Origin of the sequence: Haloglomus salinum, assembly GCF_024298825.1 — an archaeon.
Lineage (GTDB): Archaea > Halobacteriota > Halobacteria > Halobacteriales > Haloarculaceae > Haloglomus > Haloglomus salinum.
In genome coordinates this window covers 2,505,616-2,521,848 of sequence record NZ_CP101153.1, presented here as the reverse complement: position 1 = coordinate 2,521,848, position 16,233 = coordinate 2,505,616, and the positions used below count along the sequence as shown (strand labels likewise).

Annotated in this window: 18 protein-coding genes; 7 read left to right on the top strand and 11 right to left on the bottom strand. The window is 71.1% G+C overall.

Features of this window, described 5'->3' with window-relative positions; translation table 11 throughout:
• The first annotated feature begins 153 nt into the window (after positions 1-153).
• Entirely contained in the window at positions 154-525 is a 372-nt protein-coding gene (locus NL115_RS12125; RefSeq protein ID WP_254829621.1) for a hypothetical protein, read from the top strand.
• Positions 526-541: 16 nt separating this feature from the next.
• On the opposite strand, the gene NL115_RS12120 is transcribed toward NL115_RS12125, so the two are convergent.
• The gene (locus NL115_RS12120; protein WP_254829620.1) at positions 542-1,204 is read right to left on the bottom strand and encodes an HAD family hydrolase; all 663 of its coding nucleotides are present in this window, start codon (positions 1,202-1,204) and stop codon (positions 542-544) included.
• Positions 1,205-1,293: 89 nt separating this feature from the next.
• On the opposite strand from NL115_RS12120, the gene NL115_RS12115 reads away from it, so the two are divergent.
• Positions 1,294-2,475, top strand: coding sequence for a redox-regulated ATPase YchF (locus NL115_RS12115; protein ID WP_254829619.1), 1,182 nt, complete (start codon positions 1,294-1,296; stop codon positions 2,473-2,475).
• A 775-nt stretch (positions 2,476-3,250) separates the two neighbouring features.
• On the opposite strand, the gene NL115_RS12110 is transcribed toward NL115_RS12115, so the two are convergent.
• Both NL115_RS12110 and NL115_RS12105 read right to left on the bottom strand, forming a co-directional pair.
• Positions 3,251-4,186, bottom strand: coding sequence for a hypothetical protein (locus tag NL115_RS12110; protein WP_254829618.1), 936 nt, complete (start codon positions 4,184-4,186; stop codon positions 3,251-3,253).
• 1 nt (position 4,187) lies between these two features.
• On the bottom strand, positions 4,188-4,631 hold the full coding sequence (locus NL115_RS12105) for a RidA family protein (RefSeq protein ID WP_254829617.1): 444 nt from the start codon (positions 4,629-4,631) through the stop codon (positions 4,188-4,190).
• A 147-nt stretch (positions 4,632-4,778) separates the two neighbouring features.
• Here NL115_RS12105 and NL115_RS12100 point away from each other — a divergent pair, with 147 nt between their 5' ends.
• The gene (locus tag NL115_RS12100; RefSeq protein WP_254829616.1) at positions 4,779-5,732 is read left to right on the top strand and encodes an AAA family ATPase; all 954 of its coding nucleotides are present in this window, start codon (positions 4,779-4,781) and stop codon (positions 5,730-5,732) included.
• A 40-nt stretch (positions 5,733-5,772) separates the two neighbouring features.
• Here NL115_RS12100 and NL115_RS12095 read toward each other — a convergent pair whose 3' ends face one another.
• The 4 genes from NL115_RS12095 to NL115_RS12080 all read right to left on the bottom strand — a co-directional run bounded on the left by NL115_RS12095 (position 5,773) and on the right by NL115_RS12080 (position 8,057).
• Positions 5,773-6,126, bottom strand: coding sequence for a hypothetical protein (locus tag NL115_RS12095; protein ID WP_254829615.1), 354 nt, complete (start codon positions 6,124-6,126; stop codon positions 5,773-5,775).
• A gap of 49 nt (positions 6,127-6,175) precedes the next feature.
• The gene (locus tag NL115_RS12090) at positions 6,176-7,069 is read right to left on the bottom strand and encodes an EamA family transporter (RefSeq protein ID WP_254829614.1); all 894 of its coding nucleotides are present in this window, start codon (positions 7,067-7,069) and stop codon (positions 6,176-6,178) included.
• A gap of 100 nt (positions 7,070-7,169) precedes the next feature.
• Complete coding sequence (locus NL115_RS12085; RefSeq protein ID WP_254829613.1) at positions 7,170-7,550, bottom strand: hypothetical protein; 381 nt, start codon at positions 7,548-7,550, stop codon at positions 7,170-7,172.
• A gap of 90 nt (positions 7,551-7,640) precedes the next feature.
• Positions 7,641-8,057, bottom strand: coding sequence for a hypothetical protein (locus NL115_RS12080; RefSeq protein ID WP_254829612.1), 417 nt, complete (start codon positions 8,055-8,057; stop codon positions 7,641-7,643).
• Positions 8,058-8,496: 439 nt separating this feature from the next.
• Here NL115_RS12080 and NL115_RS12075 point away from each other — a divergent pair, with 439 nt between their 5' ends.
• Complete coding sequence (locus tag NL115_RS12075; RefSeq protein ID WP_254829611.1) at positions 8,497-9,537, top strand: nucleoside recognition protein; 1,041 nt, start codon at positions 8,497-8,499, stop codon at positions 9,535-9,537.
• A 266-nt stretch (positions 9,538-9,803) separates the two neighbouring features.
• Here the strand turns inward: NL115_RS12075 and NL115_RS12070 are convergent, their stop codons facing one another.
• Positions 9,804-10,109, bottom strand: coding sequence for a hypothetical protein (locus tag NL115_RS12070; protein WP_254829610.1), 306 nt, complete (start codon positions 10,107-10,109; stop codon positions 9,804-9,806).
• Between the two features lie 340 nt (positions 10,110-10,449).
• On the opposite strand from NL115_RS12070, the gene NL115_RS12065 reads away from it, so the two are divergent.
• Positions 10,450-10,680, top strand: coding sequence for a hypothetical protein (locus NL115_RS12065; protein ID WP_254829609.1), 231 nt, complete (start codon positions 10,450-10,452; stop codon positions 10,678-10,680).
• A 22-nt stretch (positions 10,681-10,702) separates the two neighbouring features.
• Here NL115_RS12065 and NL115_RS12060 read toward each other — a convergent pair whose 3' ends face one another.
• A complete protein-coding gene (locus NL115_RS12060; protein ID WP_254829608.1) occupies positions 10,703-10,996 on the bottom strand; it encodes a hypothetical protein in 294 nt (97 codons plus the stop codon).
• A gap of 158 nt (positions 10,997-11,154) precedes the next feature.
• On the opposite strand from NL115_RS12060, the gene NL115_RS12055 reads away from it, so the two are divergent.
• Positions 11,155-12,237, top strand: coding sequence for a molybdopterin-dependent oxidoreductase (locus NL115_RS12055; protein ID WP_254829607.1), 1,083 nt, complete (start codon positions 11,155-11,157; stop codon positions 12,235-12,237).
• 1 nt (position 12,238) lies between these two features.
• Here NL115_RS12055 and NL115_RS12050 read toward each other — a convergent pair whose 3' ends face one another.
• Positions 12,239-13,888: a helix-turn-helix domain-containing protein gene (locus NL115_RS12050; RefSeq protein ID WP_254829606.1), complete on the bottom strand. Its 1,650-nt coding sequence runs from the start codon at positions 13,886-13,888 to the stop codon at positions 12,239-12,241.
• 264 nt (positions 13,889-14,152) lie between these two features.
• On the opposite strand from NL115_RS12050, the gene NL115_RS12045 reads away from it, so the two are divergent.
• Entirely contained in the window at positions 14,153-14,689 is a 537-nt protein-coding gene (locus NL115_RS12045; protein WP_254829605.1) for a TetR/AcrR family transcriptional regulator, read from the top strand.
• 1 nt (position 14,690) lies between these two features.
• Here NL115_RS12045 and NL115_RS12040 read toward each other — a convergent pair whose 3' ends face one another.
• Positions 14,691-16,232, bottom strand: coding sequence for a hypothetical protein (locus NL115_RS12040; RefSeq protein ID WP_254829604.1), 1,542 nt, complete (start codon positions 16,230-16,232; stop codon positions 14,691-14,693).
• Between the last annotated feature and the right edge of the window lies 1 nt (position 16,233).

Here is a 16,233-nt window from a genome sequence, read left to right as displayed (position 1 = left end):
GCGATCGGTCCGGTCCAGTCGGGTCGGGTATCCGCCGGTCGACACGACCCGGATGCGACGGCCACCCAGCCGGGTCCGCCGCTGTTCCGCGTCGGGCCGGACGGCGGTCGCCGGGGGCGGGGAACTGATACCCGCTCGACCCGGAACGGGAGCATGGACCACCTCGCCGCGGGGCACGTCCCCGTCTACGAGACCCCCGACGAACAGCGCGCGGTCTGGAACCGCTGTGCCGACCGGGACCAGGCCGTCGTCGCCGTGCGCGACGCCAGCCGGGGCTGGATCGTCCGTTACGACCTGCAGCACCTGCGCCGCGAACTGTCCGACGAGACGCTCCAGCGCCTCCGTGACCGCGTGCTCGACTTCCGCCGGCTGGAGCGCCGTGCCGACGGGCACTCCCAGACCGAGCGCATCGGTGGCGACGTGGGCCCCGTCTCCGGCGAGGTCCACCAGCCCACCGAGCGCGAGGCCCGGGCGCTCGCCTCGCATCTGTCGGAGCTCGTCTTCGACGAGCGCAACCGGACGTAGTCCCGGCTGCAACCGGTCACTCCCCACCGAGCAGCGCGAGCATCGCTTTCAGGTCCCCGATGGAGCCCGCACGGGCGCCGGTGATGCCGTCGAGGTGGATGGCCGCCCAGCCGGCGTCGCGGGCGCCCTGCACGTCCGGCTCGAAGTCGTCACCGACCATCACGTGCCGGTCGGCGGGGATTCGTTCGGCGGCCTCGTCGAAGATGACGGCGTCCGGCTTGTGCGCTCCGGCCCCGTAGGAGGTGACGACGGCCTCGAAGCGGTCGGTGAGCCCGTGCGTGTCGAGTTTGCCGGTCTGCCACTCCGGGAGCCCGTTCGTGAGGACCCCCAGTCGGCAGCCCGCCGCGTCGAGCCGGTCCAGCAGGCCCGGCACGCCCTCGCTCACGCGGGTGCCGGCGTACTCCGCCCGCGAGAGCGTCGCCACCATCTCGTCGACGTCCGGCTCGCCCACCGGGTAGCCCGCCTCCTGGGCCTGCTCGACGACGGCCCGCATCGCCCCGCGGACGGGTGCCGGCTCCATCGACACGAACCGCTCGTAGAACGCCTCGTCGTAGGCCTCGACCAGCTCGTCCGGGGCCCGCCCGAGGTGCGTGTCCAGCACCTCCGCGACGAAGGTCCCGTACGGACGGGTGAACTGGAGCAGGGTCCCGTCGAGGTCGAAGTGGACGGCAGTGGTCACTGGCGTAGCTGTTGCTCCCGCCGGTCATGTGTGTTGTGACGGCCCGGCAGGACCGAAAGCGCCAACCCGCCCGCCCGGGTGGGTGGGGTATGCTCTCGGTCGCGCTGGCGGGCAAGCCCAACGCGGGCAAGTCCACGTTCTACACGGCGGCGACGCTCGCGGACGTCGATGTCGGCAACTACCCGTTCACCACCATCGACCCGAACCGGGGGGTGACCCACGTCCGCACGGAGTGTCCCTGTCTCGACCGCGAGGAGCGGTGTGGCGACGAACACTGCCACGACGGGAAGCGCTACGTCCCGGTCGAACTGCTCGACGTGGCCGGGCTCGTCCCGGGCGCCCACGAGGGACGCGGCCTGGGCAACCAGTTCCTCGATGCGCTCACCGGCGCGGACGTCATCCTCAACGTCGTCGACGCCTCCGGCGGCACCAATGCGGAGGGCGAACCGGTAGAGGTCGGCGAGTACGACCCCGTCGAGGACGTGGAGTTCATCCAGGAGGAACTGGACCTGTGGCTGGCCAGCATCGTCGAGAAGAACTGGGAGTCCATCCAGCGCAAGTCCCGCTCCCCCGACTTCGACCAGGAGGCGGCCCTGACGGAGATGCTGACCGGCGTCGGCGCCACGGAGTACGACGTGATGATGGTGCTCCGGAACATGGAGTACCCGGACGACCCGTTCTCCTGGGACGACGCGGACCGCGAGCGCCTCGCGCGGGACCTGCGCGCGCAGACGAAACCACTCGTCGTCATCGCGAACAAGGCCGACATCGCCCCCGACGACAACATCGAGCGCCTGCAGGACGCGGCCGACCACGTGATTCCGGCGACCGCCGAGGGGGAACTCGCGCTCCGCAGGGCGGCCGAGAAGGGTGCCGTCGACTACGACCCCGGCGACGCGGACTTCGACATCGTGGCCGACCTGAGCGACGCCCAGCAGCAGGGTCTGGAGCAGATTCGCGGCGTGATGGACGAGTTCGGCGGCACGGGCGTCCAGACCGCGCTCAACTACGCGGTCTACGACCTGCTCGACCACTTCACCGCCTACCCGGTCCAGAACGAGACCCACTGGACCGACGGGCAGGGGAACATGCTGCCCGACGCCTTCCTGCTGCCCGACGGCTCGACCCCGAAGGACCTCTCATACGCGGTTCACTCGGATATCGGCGACGGATATCTGCACGCCATCGACGCCCGGGAGAACCGCCGCATCAGCGAGGACCACGAGTTGAGCGAGGGTGACGTCATCAAGATCGTCTCGACGGCGAACTAGGGGACAGGGAGAATCGTTGACCGGGTGCGTTCGGCGGAATCGGGACGGCTGCTGAAGCCCTCACCCGCCGTTCCGGGCATGTGGTGCAGTGCTTGCTTCCTCGGGGCCTCCGGAGCGGGTTCGCCCTTCAGACTTTCCGCCAGGACCGCGGATTCGTCAGTCGGGTCCGTGGGCCTCACACCTCCCCAGCCGCCTGCGATGCTCGCTGCGCTGCGCTTCTCAGCCCTCGCGCGCTTAGAGGTACGCGGCAGCCGGCGTGGTTGCTCGCGGCACGAGGCCGCTCACGAGAGCCGGCTGCCGCTCGCCAGCGCGCGCCGGTTCGACTGACAGGGGAGCACGCACCAGCCGAGCGGCTGAATCGCCCGGCCGGTTCCGGAACCAGGAAGCGCCCGCTCGCCTCTGCCGGTGAGACGCCCGAGCCCCTTGCGGGCGAGGGGTCGAACCGCCCCGGCGAGCGGGCGGGGAGGTGTGGGGACACCCTGCTAGCCCGGAACCACCACGCGCGAACGCTCGGCCGGTCAGGGGATTCCTGGCGGAATCGAAGGGCGAGCGCTCTCGGCGGTGCCCGGAGGAAGCTAGCACCGCAGGCCGAGCGAAGCGAGGCCGAGGAGCGCAGCGACTCCCGGCACCCCGAGAGCGCGAGGGCTTCGCAGGCGGCTCCGCGGTCGCTGTCGTCGTGAGACCGAATTACGAGTTTATCGAACCGATAAGACTTTGCAATAGCCGATGAGTTTGTAACCCAGACATTAAATAATATAAGCCAAAATCTATAACGTTATTCCTCTTTCCGCTCCAGTTCACGCAGATATCGATCCGCCAGCACCACCTCCGTCCCGGCCAGCCCGACCGAGCAGAACACCGTGACGGCGTCGGGGTCCCGCTCGACGCCCTCCACCACGAGGGGGCCGAGTTCGACGACGCGTTCCTCCCAGTCGTCGACCACGAACCCGCCCTCGCCCTCGTACGCCGCGACCTGGTTCAGCGAGTCCGTCGCCACCACGTCCGCGCGGTCGAAGACGGCTGTCGGCAGCTCGTTCCCGTCGGCCCACTTCGGCCCAAGCGTGTGGACGTGCGTACCGGCGTCGAGCCACTCGGGCTCCAGCACGGGCGTCTCGCTGTCGGTCGCAACGTACACCACATCCGCACCCCGGACCACCGCCTCCGGGCCGTCGTGGGCCGTCACGGCGTCGCCGTCGAGCCCCAGCTTCTCGGGCATCCGCTCGGCGAACGTCTCCCGATGCTCGGCGGTCGGCGAGAACACGCGCACCGCGTCGACATCACGCACGGCACACACCGCCCGCGCGCCCTGGCGCGCCTGCGGGCCCGTGCCCAGGACCGCGAGCGTGGTCGCGTCCGCACGGGCGAGCGCGTCCGCGGCGACGCCGTTGAGGCCGGCCGTCCGCAGGAGGCCGACCCGGTTCCCGACGATGCAGCCGTCGAAGTAGCCGGCCTCGGCGTTCCAGACGGCGACGAGCCCCTCGTGGCCCGGGCCCCGCCCGAGCGTCTCGTACGCGCGGAAGCCCATCGTCCCGACGCCCATCGCCGCGCCCGCGGTCAGGACGAGCGAGCCGTCCGGCACGTCCAGCGACCACCGCGGCGGCGCGTACAGCGAGCCGTGGGCCTGCTCGCGACAGGCCATCCGCATCGTCTTCACGACCTCGCGCATCGGGAGGGCGTCGCGGATGACATCGTCGGTGACGATGCGCGCCATCTCAGGCACCCCCGTCGCTACCCGGCGAGAGCCGCCGTAGCTCGACCTCGCGGTCGCGCGTCGGAACCATCGCCTCGACCTCCAGCTCGAACGCCGCCTCCTCGACGAGCAGGTCCGCGACGCCGACCATCGTCGTCCCCGGCAGGGCGGGCGCCTCGAAGAACTCTCGCGCGACACGCTCGATGGCTGTCTTCGTCTCCTCGGTCGCGTGTTCCCCCCGAAGGAAGAACCGGAGATAGGTCACATCGGCCATCTCGCCGTCGCACTCGCGCTCCAGGAGCGTCTCGACGTACGCGAGGAGATGACGGGTCTGTTCAGAGGGGGTCCCCTCGGGCCAGGTCATCCCCGACAGCCGGACGCGGTCGTGGTCCGGGTGGTGCGTGACGACGCCGTTTGCCACCGCCGGCTCGTCGGCGTCGCCCCGCACGATGGTGGTTCTGCGCATATCCGGGGGTGCGCGGGCGAGCGGGAAAGGATGTCGGGACAAGTGGGAGACATCCAGCAGCCCCCCATCGCCCCGGGCGGCACGACCGGTAACGTACGAACCATCTAGCGGCACGCCTAAACCACCGCACCACGACAGCCAGGCCATATGGACTTCGCGGACGCGAGCCAGCGCGCGACCGAGGTCGTCGAGTCGGTCTCGGACGTGGTGGTCACGCGCCAGCCGTTCGTGGAGACGGTGGTGACGGGCGTCGTCGCCGGCGGGCACGTCCTGCTGGAGGACGTGCCCGGAACGGGCAAGACCCTGACCGCGCGGGCGCTGGCGACGGCGCTCGGACTGGAGTTCTCGCGGGTCCAGTTCACGCCGGACCTCCTGCCCGCGGACGTGACCGGTTCGTACGTGTTCAACGAGCGCGACCGCGAGTTCGAGTTCAATCCCGGCCCCGTCTTCGGCAACGTCGTGCTCGCCGACGAGATCAACCGCGCGCCACCGAAGACCCAGGCCGCACTGCTCGAAGCGATGGAGGAGGGGCAGGTCACCGTCGACGGCGAGACCCACGACCTCCCGGACCCCTTCCTCGTCATCGCGACGATGAACCCCATCGAACAGGAGGGGACCTTCCCGCTCCCGGAGGCACAGATCGACCGCTTCCACCTCAAGTCGAGCATCGGCTACCCGGACCCCGACCGGGAGGTGGAGATTCTCGACCGGCGGGCCGAGCGCGACGACGACACGCCGACGGCGTGGCAGGTCCTGACGCCGGACGACGTCCGCGAGTTGCAGGCCGTCCCCGAGCGGGTCACCGTCGACCCCGACCTCCGGACGTACATGACGCGGCTCGCGCAGGCGACCCGACAGCACCCGCAGGTCGACGTGGGCGTCTCCCCACGCGGCACACAGCGGCTGTTCGAGCTATCGCGCGCCCACGCCGTGGTCCAGGGGCGGGATTACACCACCCCCGACGACGTGCGCGAGGTGGCCCAGCCGACGCTGGCCCACCGGCTCGTGCTGACCGCCGACGCCCGCGTCAACGACATCTCACGGGCCAGCATCGTCGACGAGGTGCTCGACGAGGTACCCGTCCCGACAGTCCGGCGGTAGCTGTGGCCGGTCGGAATCACGGCCGGCCGGGGCAGGCGGCTCAGAAGGTGATGACCTCGTAGTCGTCGCGAACGAGTGAGAGCACGCTCGTGTAGTCGTCACGGGTGCGCAGGACGGTGACCCCCTCCGCGTCCAGCGCCTCGTCGACCCCGAGGGTCTTCGCGCAGTCCTCGCAGGCCGCGATGTCCGCGACCTCCCGGTACAGGTCGTGGAACTCGTGGGCCGACTCTTCGAGCCGTGGAATCCACCTCGTCCCGGCGCCGTCGAATATCAGCCGCACGTTGTCGGTCACGCTCTGCGAGAGCGAGACAGCGGCGTCGAGCCCGTTGTACATGCGTGCATAGTCAGCTTCCGTCTCGATGCCCGCCAGGATGATGATGGCCACGTCCGCCATACAGCGCCCCGGGCTTGTACCCTGTTAACAATACCGACGATTCCGGCAGCTACCCAACCGCGATGAGCGCCACCCCGGCTACGGCGAGGGCCGCAGCCAGCAGTCGCCGGCCGAAGCCACGCTCACCGAGCAGGACACCACCCAGGACCACGGCGACGACAGCCTGCGTGTTCACGACCGGCGAGACGACACTGGCCGGGGCCGCGTCGAAGGCGAGGACGGTGAGGTGGACGGCGACGGCGAAGAGGGCCGCAAGCGCGACCAGTTCCGGAAGCGCCTCGCGGAGGTCATCGACGCGGGCACGAGGGAGCGCGAGCGGGAGCGAGACAACCGTGACACCGACGAAGGTGGCGAGGGCGACCGCCTGTGGCGTGAGAGCGGTCGTCGAGAGCGCCGCGCGCGTCCCAACGTCCGCGACCGCGAACAGCACGGCGCCGGCGAGCGCGAGCCGCGCAGGCGTGTACGCGGCCGCCCGCCGGAAGGGAGCGAGGAGGCCGCCGCCCTCGTAGTTGGCCACGTAGATGGCGGCGGTCGCGACCAGCACGCCGCCGAGCTGGAGCGGGCCGAGCCGCTCGCTCAGCAGGACGAGCTCGAGCGGGAGGACGAACACCGGGACGAGCTTGTTCAGCGGCGCGACGTAGGAGACCTCGCCCAGTTTGAACGCGCGGACCGAGACGAGCGTGGCCGCGCCGGCCGCGAGCCCCACACCCGTGATAAGCAGCCCGTCACGGAGCCCGAAGCCGGGCGGGACCAGCGGCTCGCCCGCGGGCCACGTGGCCGCGGCGATGAGGGTGTACCAGCCCAGCGCGGCGAGTTCGTTCGCGGCGACGTAGACCGTCGCCGGGAGGTGGGCGACCGCCAGCTTGTAGCCGAAGAGGTAGGCGCCGAACGCGAGTGCGGCCGCAACGGCGAGCGCGACACCCGCAGGGAGCGACCCGAGCACGCCTCACGGTCGCGGCGGCCGACGGGTAGCCCCTCCGATTCGATGCCGGTCCGCGGAGGCACATCCAGTTCCCAGCGCCGGGGGCGCAATCGAACCGCGCTCACCGCGGGCGGGTCCGGCGTCGCAGGCCGGCTCGCCGCCGACCGACGGCCGACACGGCCCGTCCCATGGCGACCACGCGGCGGCCGACCAGCGAGCCGGTGGCAGTGACGAAGACGACCGCCAGGTAGGTGGCCGGGACGAGCACCGCGAGCGAGAGACAGGCGAACCCGATAGCCGCGTAGCCGGAGTACACCGGTCCCGTGGCGATGGTTCCGGCCCGTGCGATATCAGCGATACTCTCCAGACCGATGCCCGCGAGTAGCAGACCGAGCGCGAACAGACGCCACGTCAGTCCGCGGACGGTGTCCCACGACGGGAGCACGGAGACGACCACCCGGCGTACACCGCCGCCGGCAGCGAGCAGCAGGCGTCCGACCATGTGACACCAGGTACCAACCCACACTACTTCAATCGTGGGACGAATCCGCAAGACGCGCGGCAGACGACGACCGCGGTGACGAACGTGCTCTCACCGCGGGCGGCTCCGTCGGTCACACCCGCGCCCCCCATGGTCTCGACGGGAGCGACCGGTGCTATCTGGTGTGCGACGGCCGGGGACCAGCGCCCGGCCAAGCGCGACCACCCGGCGCCCGAGCAGCGACCCCGTGGCCGTGCCGAGCGCGACGGCCCAGTAGACGACGGGGACGACGAGCGCGAGCGCGAGACAGACGAAGCCGATGGCCGCGGCGCCGGGATAGAACGGCCCCACGGCATCGGGACCGGCGCTGGGGATGTCGGCGATACTCTCGAGTCCGAGCGCCACCGCCAGCCCTCCGACCGCGAGCAGCCGACCGGTCCAGCGCCGCACCGATACCCACCCCGGGAGGAGCCACACGACGGCCGCCCGGGCCGCCCCGCCCACCGACAACAGGAACCATCCGAGCATGTACACGAGGATACCACGGGACGGGGTTTGAACGGTTGCTCTACCCGAATCCTGATATTTGAACGGTCGGGTCACTCTACTTCTGCACTTCAGAACACGGCGCGTATCGAATCGTGAGTCGACGGGTGACTCGACACTCGGAGTCGGAGCGACCCCCGGGCCGTGCCCGCGTTCGACGGCGACCGACCGGATGCACCGCCGCCCGAGCGTACGCACTTCGGTGCCGCCGCTGGCCGACTCCCGCACACTGGCGGTAGGTCGCCTCTCTCGGACCGTACCTCGCTGGGGGAGGGAACCACCTGCGGATATGCACAGCAGACCATTGTATGGTTCCCAGCGGACTCAGCGCTTCTACAGCCCGTACAGTCACGCAGGCCGCCGAGAGCATCCGCAGGCCGGATGGCCAGCGACTTGTCGGTCGCGCCCGTGTCTCCGGTCGATGGAGCCGTCCCTGTCCCTCGCGCTCGTGTGGGACGTCCTCGCCACGGTCCTGCCACGGGTCGCGAAGATCGGGCTGTTCATCGGACTGGGCGTCGCGCTGGCCGACCTGCTGGTCTCGTTCGGCCTGCTGGAGAAGGTGACGGGGCTCTCACGCCGGCTCACCGGACCCGCCAATCTCCCCGACGAGGCCGGCACCGCCATCGTCACCACCGCCGCCTCCACGACCGCGGGCTACGGGATGCTCGCCGAGTACCGCGACGAGGGGCGCATGGACGACCGCGCGACGCTCGTCGCCGTCACCATCAACACGTTCTTCGGCTTCGTCCAGCACATCCCGACGTTCTACGCGCCCGTCCTCATCCCCATCCTCGGCCTCCGGGTGGGCCTGGCGTACGTGACCGCCCGGGCGCTCGTGGCGCTGGCCATCACGCTCACCGGCGTCGTCGCAGGGGCGCTCCTGCTTGACCCGCCCGCGCCCGCGGCCGAGGCTGTCGTCGCCGACACTGCCGCGTCCGAGACCGTCGAGGCGGACGGCGGCGGCGGTCCCGCGGCCGCGTCGGAGCCCCCGGAGACGACCCGCGACCGGCTGCTCGGCGCGGCGTGGACGGGCGCCGAGAAGGTCCGCGATATCCTGCCCCGGCTGGCGCTGGTCTACGCGCTCGTCGTCCTCTTCACGCGGTTCTACGACCCCGCGAACCTCACGTCGCTGGCCGGTCCACTCTCGGACGCGACGGGGCTCCCGGGCGCTTCGGTGCCCGTCATCGCCGTCTACGCCATCGACACCACCAACGGTGCGCTGGTGCTGGCGCCACTGGTCCGTGACGGCACCTTCGGGGTGCGGGCTGCGGTCGCGACGATGCTCATCGGCGGCATCGTCTCGTTCGCCGTCTCCACGTTCAAGCGCTCCATCCCGTTCCAGTACGGCATCTGGGGCGCCGAGTTCGGCACCAGAGTGGTCGTCGTGAACACGGCGCTGAAGGTGGTCTGGATCGCACTGGCGGTCGCGGTGGTGCTGTACGCGCCGCTACCGGGCCTGTAGTCGAACCACTGACGTCCGTCACCTCTCCAGGATGCTCGTCGAGTACCACACCGAGAGCGATGACTCTCCGACGGACAGCGAACGAGCCGTCGGGTCTGTGGAACAGCCGGGGGCTGGAACTGCCGTTCGACGACAGGTCCGTCGCTATCGGGTGTCCGAGAGAGCGTGGGGGAGAAACGCCGGAGCTGCTGTCGAACGGCCGAGTCCGAGTCGGGGACCCACGCGTCGCTGGCGGACGAGTGAAAGAACGGAGAAGTTCGTGGGTGTTACTGCGGGCTGCGGTAGCGCCGGTCGACCTTCTCGACGTGACCGAAGTACGAGAGGACATCCAGCATGTCGCCGACCTGCTCGGAGGAGTAGCGGTTGTGGAGACCGGCGTACTCGGCGATCTTCGACTGCTGGTTCCCGCGCCCGTTCGTGCGCTGGGTGGCGTCCTCGACGGCCTCGATGAGCTTCGCGAAGTCATCGGTCATCTCCTCGAACCGGGGGTCCGTCGGGCCGATGACACCCTCTTCTTTCAGTGCGTCGCCGATCTCGTCCATGGACTCGCCTTCGACTGTGAACGTTGCCATACGCCAACCCACACGGCGCGATTACATAACTATTTCGCTGTTTGGTACGATACCAGCACCGTTCGAGGACTACGACCGCATTTTGGTCAGAATGAGCAGCCAGCGGGGGCGGTCGGAGCGGCCGTGCCCGTCGCCTGTAACAGGAACTTTCATTATGGTTCGCCTGCTCGGTAGAGGTAGATGCTGACCACTCCCGATAGATCCGGTTCGTCCGTCTATCGAGCCTCGTCCCGTGGCACCTCCCATGGCGTCGTACGCGTACGGGTACGCTGACCCTTCTCCATCCGACCGTACCGACGACGACCACCCTGCGACCCGCGACCCACACCCAACACGACAGATGAGCACCGAACCCTCACCCGCCACACGCGACGCGACACCGACCGCCCCGACCGACGACCAGCCCCGCGCCGGCGCCCCGAGCGCGACCCGAACCGAGTCCTGGACCACCGCCGAGACCGACGACCCCTTCGCGACCGCGCGTGCGCCGCGAACCTTCGACCCGTTCTGTACCCGCCGGCTCCGCAACACCTGCGACGAGGAGAACGCCGCACAGCTCGAGGAGAACTGACCGCACTCTGTTCCACGCTCGTTCAGCCCGCCAGCTGCTGCTGGATGTCGACGAGTCGCTGGAAGGAGAGGAGCCCCAGTCCGCCGAGGAAGGAGACGAGACCGACACCGTTCAGGAGGAAGAACCACCCGAAGGCGTCCTCGGCCGGCACGTTCCCGGCGCAGTAGTCGACGGTCATGCCGTCGGTGAGCGTGATGGCCGCCGAATCCGCGGTTGCCGACGGACAGCCCGCTATCGGCGCGGTCGCCGAGGCGGCGACGATGACCGCGAGTCCAGCGGCCGCGAGACAGAGTCCGATTACGTGTCTGACCCCCATATCACTCCCCCACGCCAACGTTCGAGGGGGTGTGCATAGTTCCTGCGGCCGATTCCGTCGAATGTTCGCCGACAGCAGCGGCCCGGCCCGGCAGCGCGTCGCTCCGGGAGCGACACAGGCGACCGGACGGCTAAGTCGCTCGCGCCCGTAGCGCCGGCGTGTCGCTCGCCGACCGGCTCGGGCGCCTGACGCCCCCCTCGACGCTGGTGGACTGGTCGCTGTTCGCGGCCGTCGTCGTCCTCGTGGCGACGGGGCTAGCGACGGCGTTCGCCGGCAGCCTCGGCGACGCGTGGCTCTTCGTCGTCCACGGTGTGGCGGGGCTGTCGCTGGTCGCGCTGGTCGGGGTGAAACTGTACCGGGTCCGTGGCCGCGTCCGGGCCGGCGTCCGCGCACGCTCCGGGACGGTCGGGCTCTCGCTCCTGCTCGCGGCCCTCGTCGTAGGCGCACTCGGGACGGGCCTCTGGTTCGTCCTCGGCGGCCCGCTCTTCCTCGGCCCGCTAGCGCTGCTCGTCATCCACGTCCTGCTCGGGCTGGCGGTCGTCCCCGTCCTGTGGCTCCACCTCCGCGACCGCCTGCACTCGCCGGCCGACGCCCTCGCGGGCGGCGACCGCCGGGACGCGCTCCGCTACGCAGGGCTCGTCGGCGTCGGCGCGGTCGCGTGGCGCGCACAGAAGACCGTCAACCGCGCGCTCGGGACCGACAGCGCGGACCGCCGGTTCACCGGCTCGCGCGAGCGTGGCTCCGGCGACGGCAACCGCTTCCCCGTCACGATGTGGGTCGCCGATGACCCCTCCATCGTTGACGCGGCGACGTGGTCGCTCTCGGTCGACGGCACCGTCGAGGAGCCGTTCGCGCTCGACTACGACGCGCTGCCGACCGGCGCCCAGCGCACCGCGGTCATCGACTGCACGAGCGGCTGGTACTCCGAGCACGCGTGGCAGGGTCTTCGGGTCGGCGACCTGCTCGACCGGGTGGGCGTCGCCGAGGACGCCCGCTGGGTGCAGTTCCGCTCGGTGACGGGCTATCGCTGGTCGCTCCCGCTGGACGAGGCCCGCGGCGCGCTCCTCGCGACGGCGGTCGACGGGGAGACGCTCTCACACGGCCACGGCTTCCCGCTCCGGCTGGTCGCCCCCCAGCGCCGCGGCTTCCAGTGGGTGAAGTGGGTGGAGTCGGTCCGCGTGACGCGCCGCCGTGAACTCGGCGAGTGGGTCGCCATCTTCGCCAGCGGGCTGGAGGAGTAGGTCAGTCCGCGCTGGCCCCGGAAGCCGCGTCGGCCCGGTCGGCCTCGAGCTGCCGTTCGGCGGCGTGCTGGCGGCGCTCGGTCTCGGGGTCGAGGGCGGCGCGAGCCGCCTCGGAGAGCTTGTTCTCGACCGCCCGGCCGTTGCGTTCGCGGACGACGATGTCGTCGTCCTCGAGCTTCTGGAGGTGATGCGTCACGGTGGAGGGCGAGCGGTCGACCTCCTCGGCCAGGCCGCTGACCGACGCCGGCTCCAGACGGACGAGCGCGTCGAGGATATCCGCGGTACTCTCGTCGGCCATCGCCGCCGCCAGTTCGAGGTCGTCCGTGCCGGCGGGGTAGAACCGCTCGCAGTTGCGGACTCGCCCGGTCGCGACCAGCCCCTCGCGCTCGAGCACCTTCACGTGGTGCCGGGCAGTCGAGAGGTTCACGTCCGCCCGGTCGCTGACCGCCGTGATCGGCTCGCCGGGCTGGTCGGAGATTGCCTCGTAGACGTGCCGCCGCGCGTCGAGCTCCAGCGGGTCCGAGTCGTCGTACCGGGAGTACCGGAACAGCGACAGCATCCGGGCGAGCCGCGAGAGCGGCCCATCGCCGGCCGCGAGTGCGGTCGCGCTCGCCCGCGCGGCCGTAGTCCCGGCGCCGGTACCGCCCGTCATCGATGCCTGCCGGACCGCGACCCCGGCCCCACCGACCAGCAGCGCGCCGAGACCGAGGCCGGTCGCCTCCTCCTCGGAGACGGGCAGGTTCTCCCAGCCACCGAAAGCGGTCGGAGCGCCCGACCCCGCCGCGAGCGAACGCTCACCGTCCGAAGCACCGACGGGTGCGTCGTCGTCCCCGTCACCGCTGCCGCCCTCGGCAGCGCCGCCACCGAAATCATCGGACCCGTCGTCGAGCCGAGCCACCCGTTCGCTCGACGAGAGCCCGCCGTCCGAACCGGTCGAGAGCGCCCCTCCCGTGGTGTTGGTCAGTTCCTCGGTCGCCCCATCGGTCGACACCAGCGTACCGTCGCCGGTCAGCTCGTCGACTGCGCCGGTCGTCCCCGCGGAGAGGTCACTCGTCAGTGTCTCCGTCGTCTCGGCCAGCGAGGTCACCCGGTCGGTCGTGAGGTCGGTGACCTCGCCCGTCGCGTCGGTCAGCGACCCGGTCGCACCCTCCAGGTCACCGTCGGTGGTCGACGACACCACGTTCGTCGTGTCGTCGGCCGTCGCGTTCACCGTCGAGGCGGTCACGCCGACCGTCTCCGTCACCTCTCCGGTCGTCGTGTCCGTGGCATCGGTGACCCCGTCGGTCGCGACCGTGACCGCATCCGTGGTGTCGTCGGTGGCCCCGCCGGTGGCGGTGTCGAGGGTCTCACCGGTGGATTCGACCGTGCCGTCGACGGCACTGGTCGTCGAATCGGTCGTCTCGTCCACCGCATCCGTCGTCGAGTCCACCGTCGTCTCCACCGTCGAAGCCGTTCCGCCGACCGTGCTGTCGACGGTGTCCGTCGTCGAGTCGAGGGTCTCGTTGAGAAGACCGTCGTCGTCCCCCAGCGGTGTGGCCGTGGCGTCGCTCGCCGCCACGAGCGGAACGCCTGCGACGGCCCCGAAGAGGAGCCACGCGGTGACCACGACGGCGAAGAGCCGGCTACCGCCGGACTCGTCGCTGGGGGACATGCTCGTTCCTATCGGGGGGCTCATCGGACTTAAATTGCCGGGTCAATCGGGCGAGTGTACCCCCGAACGCCACGCCACACCTAGAAAAATCGGACGTGTTAGACCCCAGAGCATACGTTTGGATGGATTCGTCACAACCCCCTTTTGTACCCGGACTGTTCGTTCGGTCAAGTGGAACGGTTCCACGACCAGACAATGACCGGACAGACCGCAAGCGGCGGAGATTCGCACCGACCCACCGAACAGGGCACTCGAGCGGAAATCATGGACGCCACCTACACGGCGCTGGGGAAACACGGGTACGCGGACCTGACCATCCAGACCATCGCCGACGAGTTCTCGAAGTCGAAGTCGCTGCTGTACTACCACTACGACGCGAAGGACGACCTGCTCGTCGACTTCCTCGACTGGCTCGTCGAGGAGTTCGCCTCCGAGGTCGGCGCCGACCCGGCCGGCAACCCGGAGGACCGCGTGCGCGACCTCTTCGAGATGCTCGTCCCCGAGGACGACGGGTCCGAGGGCATCCGGCTGTCGCTCCTCGAGCTACGGATGCGCGCGCCACGCGACGAGCGGTTCGCAAAGCGGTTCGACGCGCTCGACGAGCGCGTGCAGGCGGAGTTCGCGGCCGCGGTCCGCGAGGGAATCGCCCGCGACCGATTCCGCGACGTGGACGCCGAGTTCGTGGCCGACACCCTCTACTCGCTGGCGACGGGGACGACCGTCCGCCGGCTGACCACCGACTACGACGGCGAGAGCGCCCAGCGTGGCCTGGACGACGTCATCGACCGACTCCGTGCCTGAATCAGTCACCGCGGAGGGCGACGAGCGCCGTCGCCGCCGCACCCAGTAGCAACGCAACCGCCGCTCCCTCGCCCGGTCCGGCCACCGAGGCGGCGTCGGCAACGGACCCGAGCCCGACGCCGGCCGCGATGGCGACCCCGGCGACCGCCAGGCTCGTCGTCGCGTGCCCGCGCTCGACGGCCGACTGCCGGCCGGAACGCGCGGCGGTATCCGCCGTACTGTCCGCTTCTCCCCGGCCGACGAGCCCGTCCATCGACAGCCCGAACTCCGTGAAGTCCCAGACCAGCACCGCCAGTGCCACCGCGGCGACCGTCCGCGCAGGGTCCCGGGTCAGGACCGCCGACCCCAGCGTGCCGGCCGCCAGGAGGCCCGCAGCCACCGCGCCGAGTCCCCGCTCCCCCCGGAGGAGGCCCACACGTTCAGCCCCCGTCAGCGCCGCGAGCAGGACGAACGCCGGTGCGATAGCCAGCAACACCACCAGCGGCGTCACCACGCCCCGGACGGCGCCGGCCGACCCGGCGGCGTCGGTGAGGAACCCAGCCGCACGCACGAACCCGGGAACGACGCCGACGAGCGCGCGCGTGGCCGCGCCGACCGCCGACGGGGCGAGGAGCGCCCCGAGCAGGACCCCCCCGGAGCCGACGGCGACCGCCAGCCACCCCGCCGGCCGGCGCGACGCGGGGACGCCGGCCGCACCGAGCAGGACCGTCGCGGCGTATCCCGCGGTCGTGACTGCAGCGAGGCCACCCAGCGTCGCGTGTGTGGCCCCGTCACGGGCTGCACTCGCCAGCCCCGGGCCCAGCGCGGGGGCAACGAGCGTCGCCGCGAACAGGGCGACCGTCCCGCGCAGGAGCCACGGACGGACGGCGGCGACCGACCCGGCTGGCGCCGCGAGGCCGTCGGCGACGGCGCGCCGGGCCCACAGCCACGACAGCCCGAGAACGACGCCGGCCTCGGCGAGCGGCGCCGCCGGCCGGAGAACGCCGGGAGCCAGTGCCTCCAGCGTGCTGGTGAGCGAGGCGGCGGCGATGGGGTTCCCGCGGACGGTGGCCGCCACGGCCAGGCCGAACCCGGCCAGCGCGAGACAGCCCGGCAATCCGACCCCGGCTGCCAGGCGATTCGGTGGCGCTCCGAGCAGGACCGGGACGAGGACGAGCACCCCACCGGCCGCGAGCGCCGCCGAGAGCCCCACGACCGGCGGCGACCCGGCGGCGGTGACCGCGACGCCCCCGGCCAGCAGGAGGCCGCCGCCCCCCGCGAGGAACGCCCCTGCCGCCAGCGCGGGCGGGCGCGACCGACCCAGCAGGAGCGTCGCGGCGCCCATCGCTACCGCCCCCTCGGCGACGACCGCGACGGCCCCGACGGTCGCGACGCCAGCGAGCACGACTCCGGCCGCCAGTATCGCCGCAACGGCCGCCAGTGCGCCGCTCGTCGGCGTGGGACGTCGCCGGGTCGAGTCGACTCCGGCCGGACCGGTTCCAGCCGACTCGCGGGCGCCGGCGTCGTCCCGTTCGTCCGGTCGTTCGGTGGTCCTTCGTGCCACG

Coding starts and splice junctions, on each gene's coding strand:
- NL115_RS12095 (WP_254829615.1), bottom strand. CDS start 6,126: ATGGCGGACGTGGCCATCATCATCCTGGCGGGCATCGAGACGGAAGCT.
- NL115_RS12075 (WP_254829611.1), top strand. CDS start 8,497: ATGGAGCCGTCCCTGTCCCTCGCGCTCGTGTGGGACGTCCTCGCCACG.
- NL115_RS12105 (WP_254829617.1), bottom strand. CDS start 4,631: ATGCGCAGAACCACCATCGTGCGGGGCGACGCCGACGAGCCGGCGGTG.
- NL115_RS12050 (WP_254829606.1), bottom strand. CDS start 13,888: ATGTCCCCCAGCGACGAGTCCGGCGGTAGCCGGCTCTTCGCCGTCGTG.
- NL115_RS12080 (WP_254829612.1), bottom strand. CDS start 8,057: ATGCTCGGATGGTTCCTGTTGTCGGTGGGCGGGGCGGCCCGGGCGGCC.
- NL115_RS12125 (WP_254829621.1), top strand. CDS start 154: ATGGACCACCTCGCCGCGGGGCACGTCCCCGTCTACGAGACCCCCGAC.
- NL115_RS12110 (WP_254829618.1), bottom strand. CDS start 4,186: ATGGCGCGCATCGTCACCGACGATGTCATCCGCGACGCCCTCCCGATG.
- NL115_RS12070 (WP_254829610.1), bottom strand. CDS start 10,109: ATGGCAACGTTCACAGTCGAAGGCGAGTCCATGGACGAGATCGGCGAC.
- NL115_RS12115 (WP_254829619.1), top strand. CDS start 1,294: ATGCTCTCGGTCGCGCTGGCGGGCAAGCCCAACGCGGGCAAGTCCACG.
- NL115_RS12100 (WP_254829616.1), top strand. CDS start 4,779: ATGGACTTCGCGGACGCGAGCCAGCGCGCGACCGAGGTCGTCGAGTCG.
- NL115_RS12045 (WP_254829605.1), top strand. CDS start 14,153: ATGGACGCCACCTACACGGCGCTGGGGAAACACGGGTACGCGGACCTG.
- NL115_RS12085 (WP_254829613.1), bottom strand. CDS start 7,550: ATGGTCGGACGCCTGCTGCTCGCTGCCGGCGGCGGTGTACGCCGGGTG.
- NL115_RS12065 (WP_254829609.1), top strand. CDS start 10,450: ATGAGCACCGAACCCTCACCCGCCACACGCGACGCGACACCGACCGCC.
- NL115_RS12060 (WP_254829608.1), bottom strand. CDS start 10,996: ATGGGGGTCAGACACGTAATCGGACTCTGTCTCGCGGCCGCTGGACTC.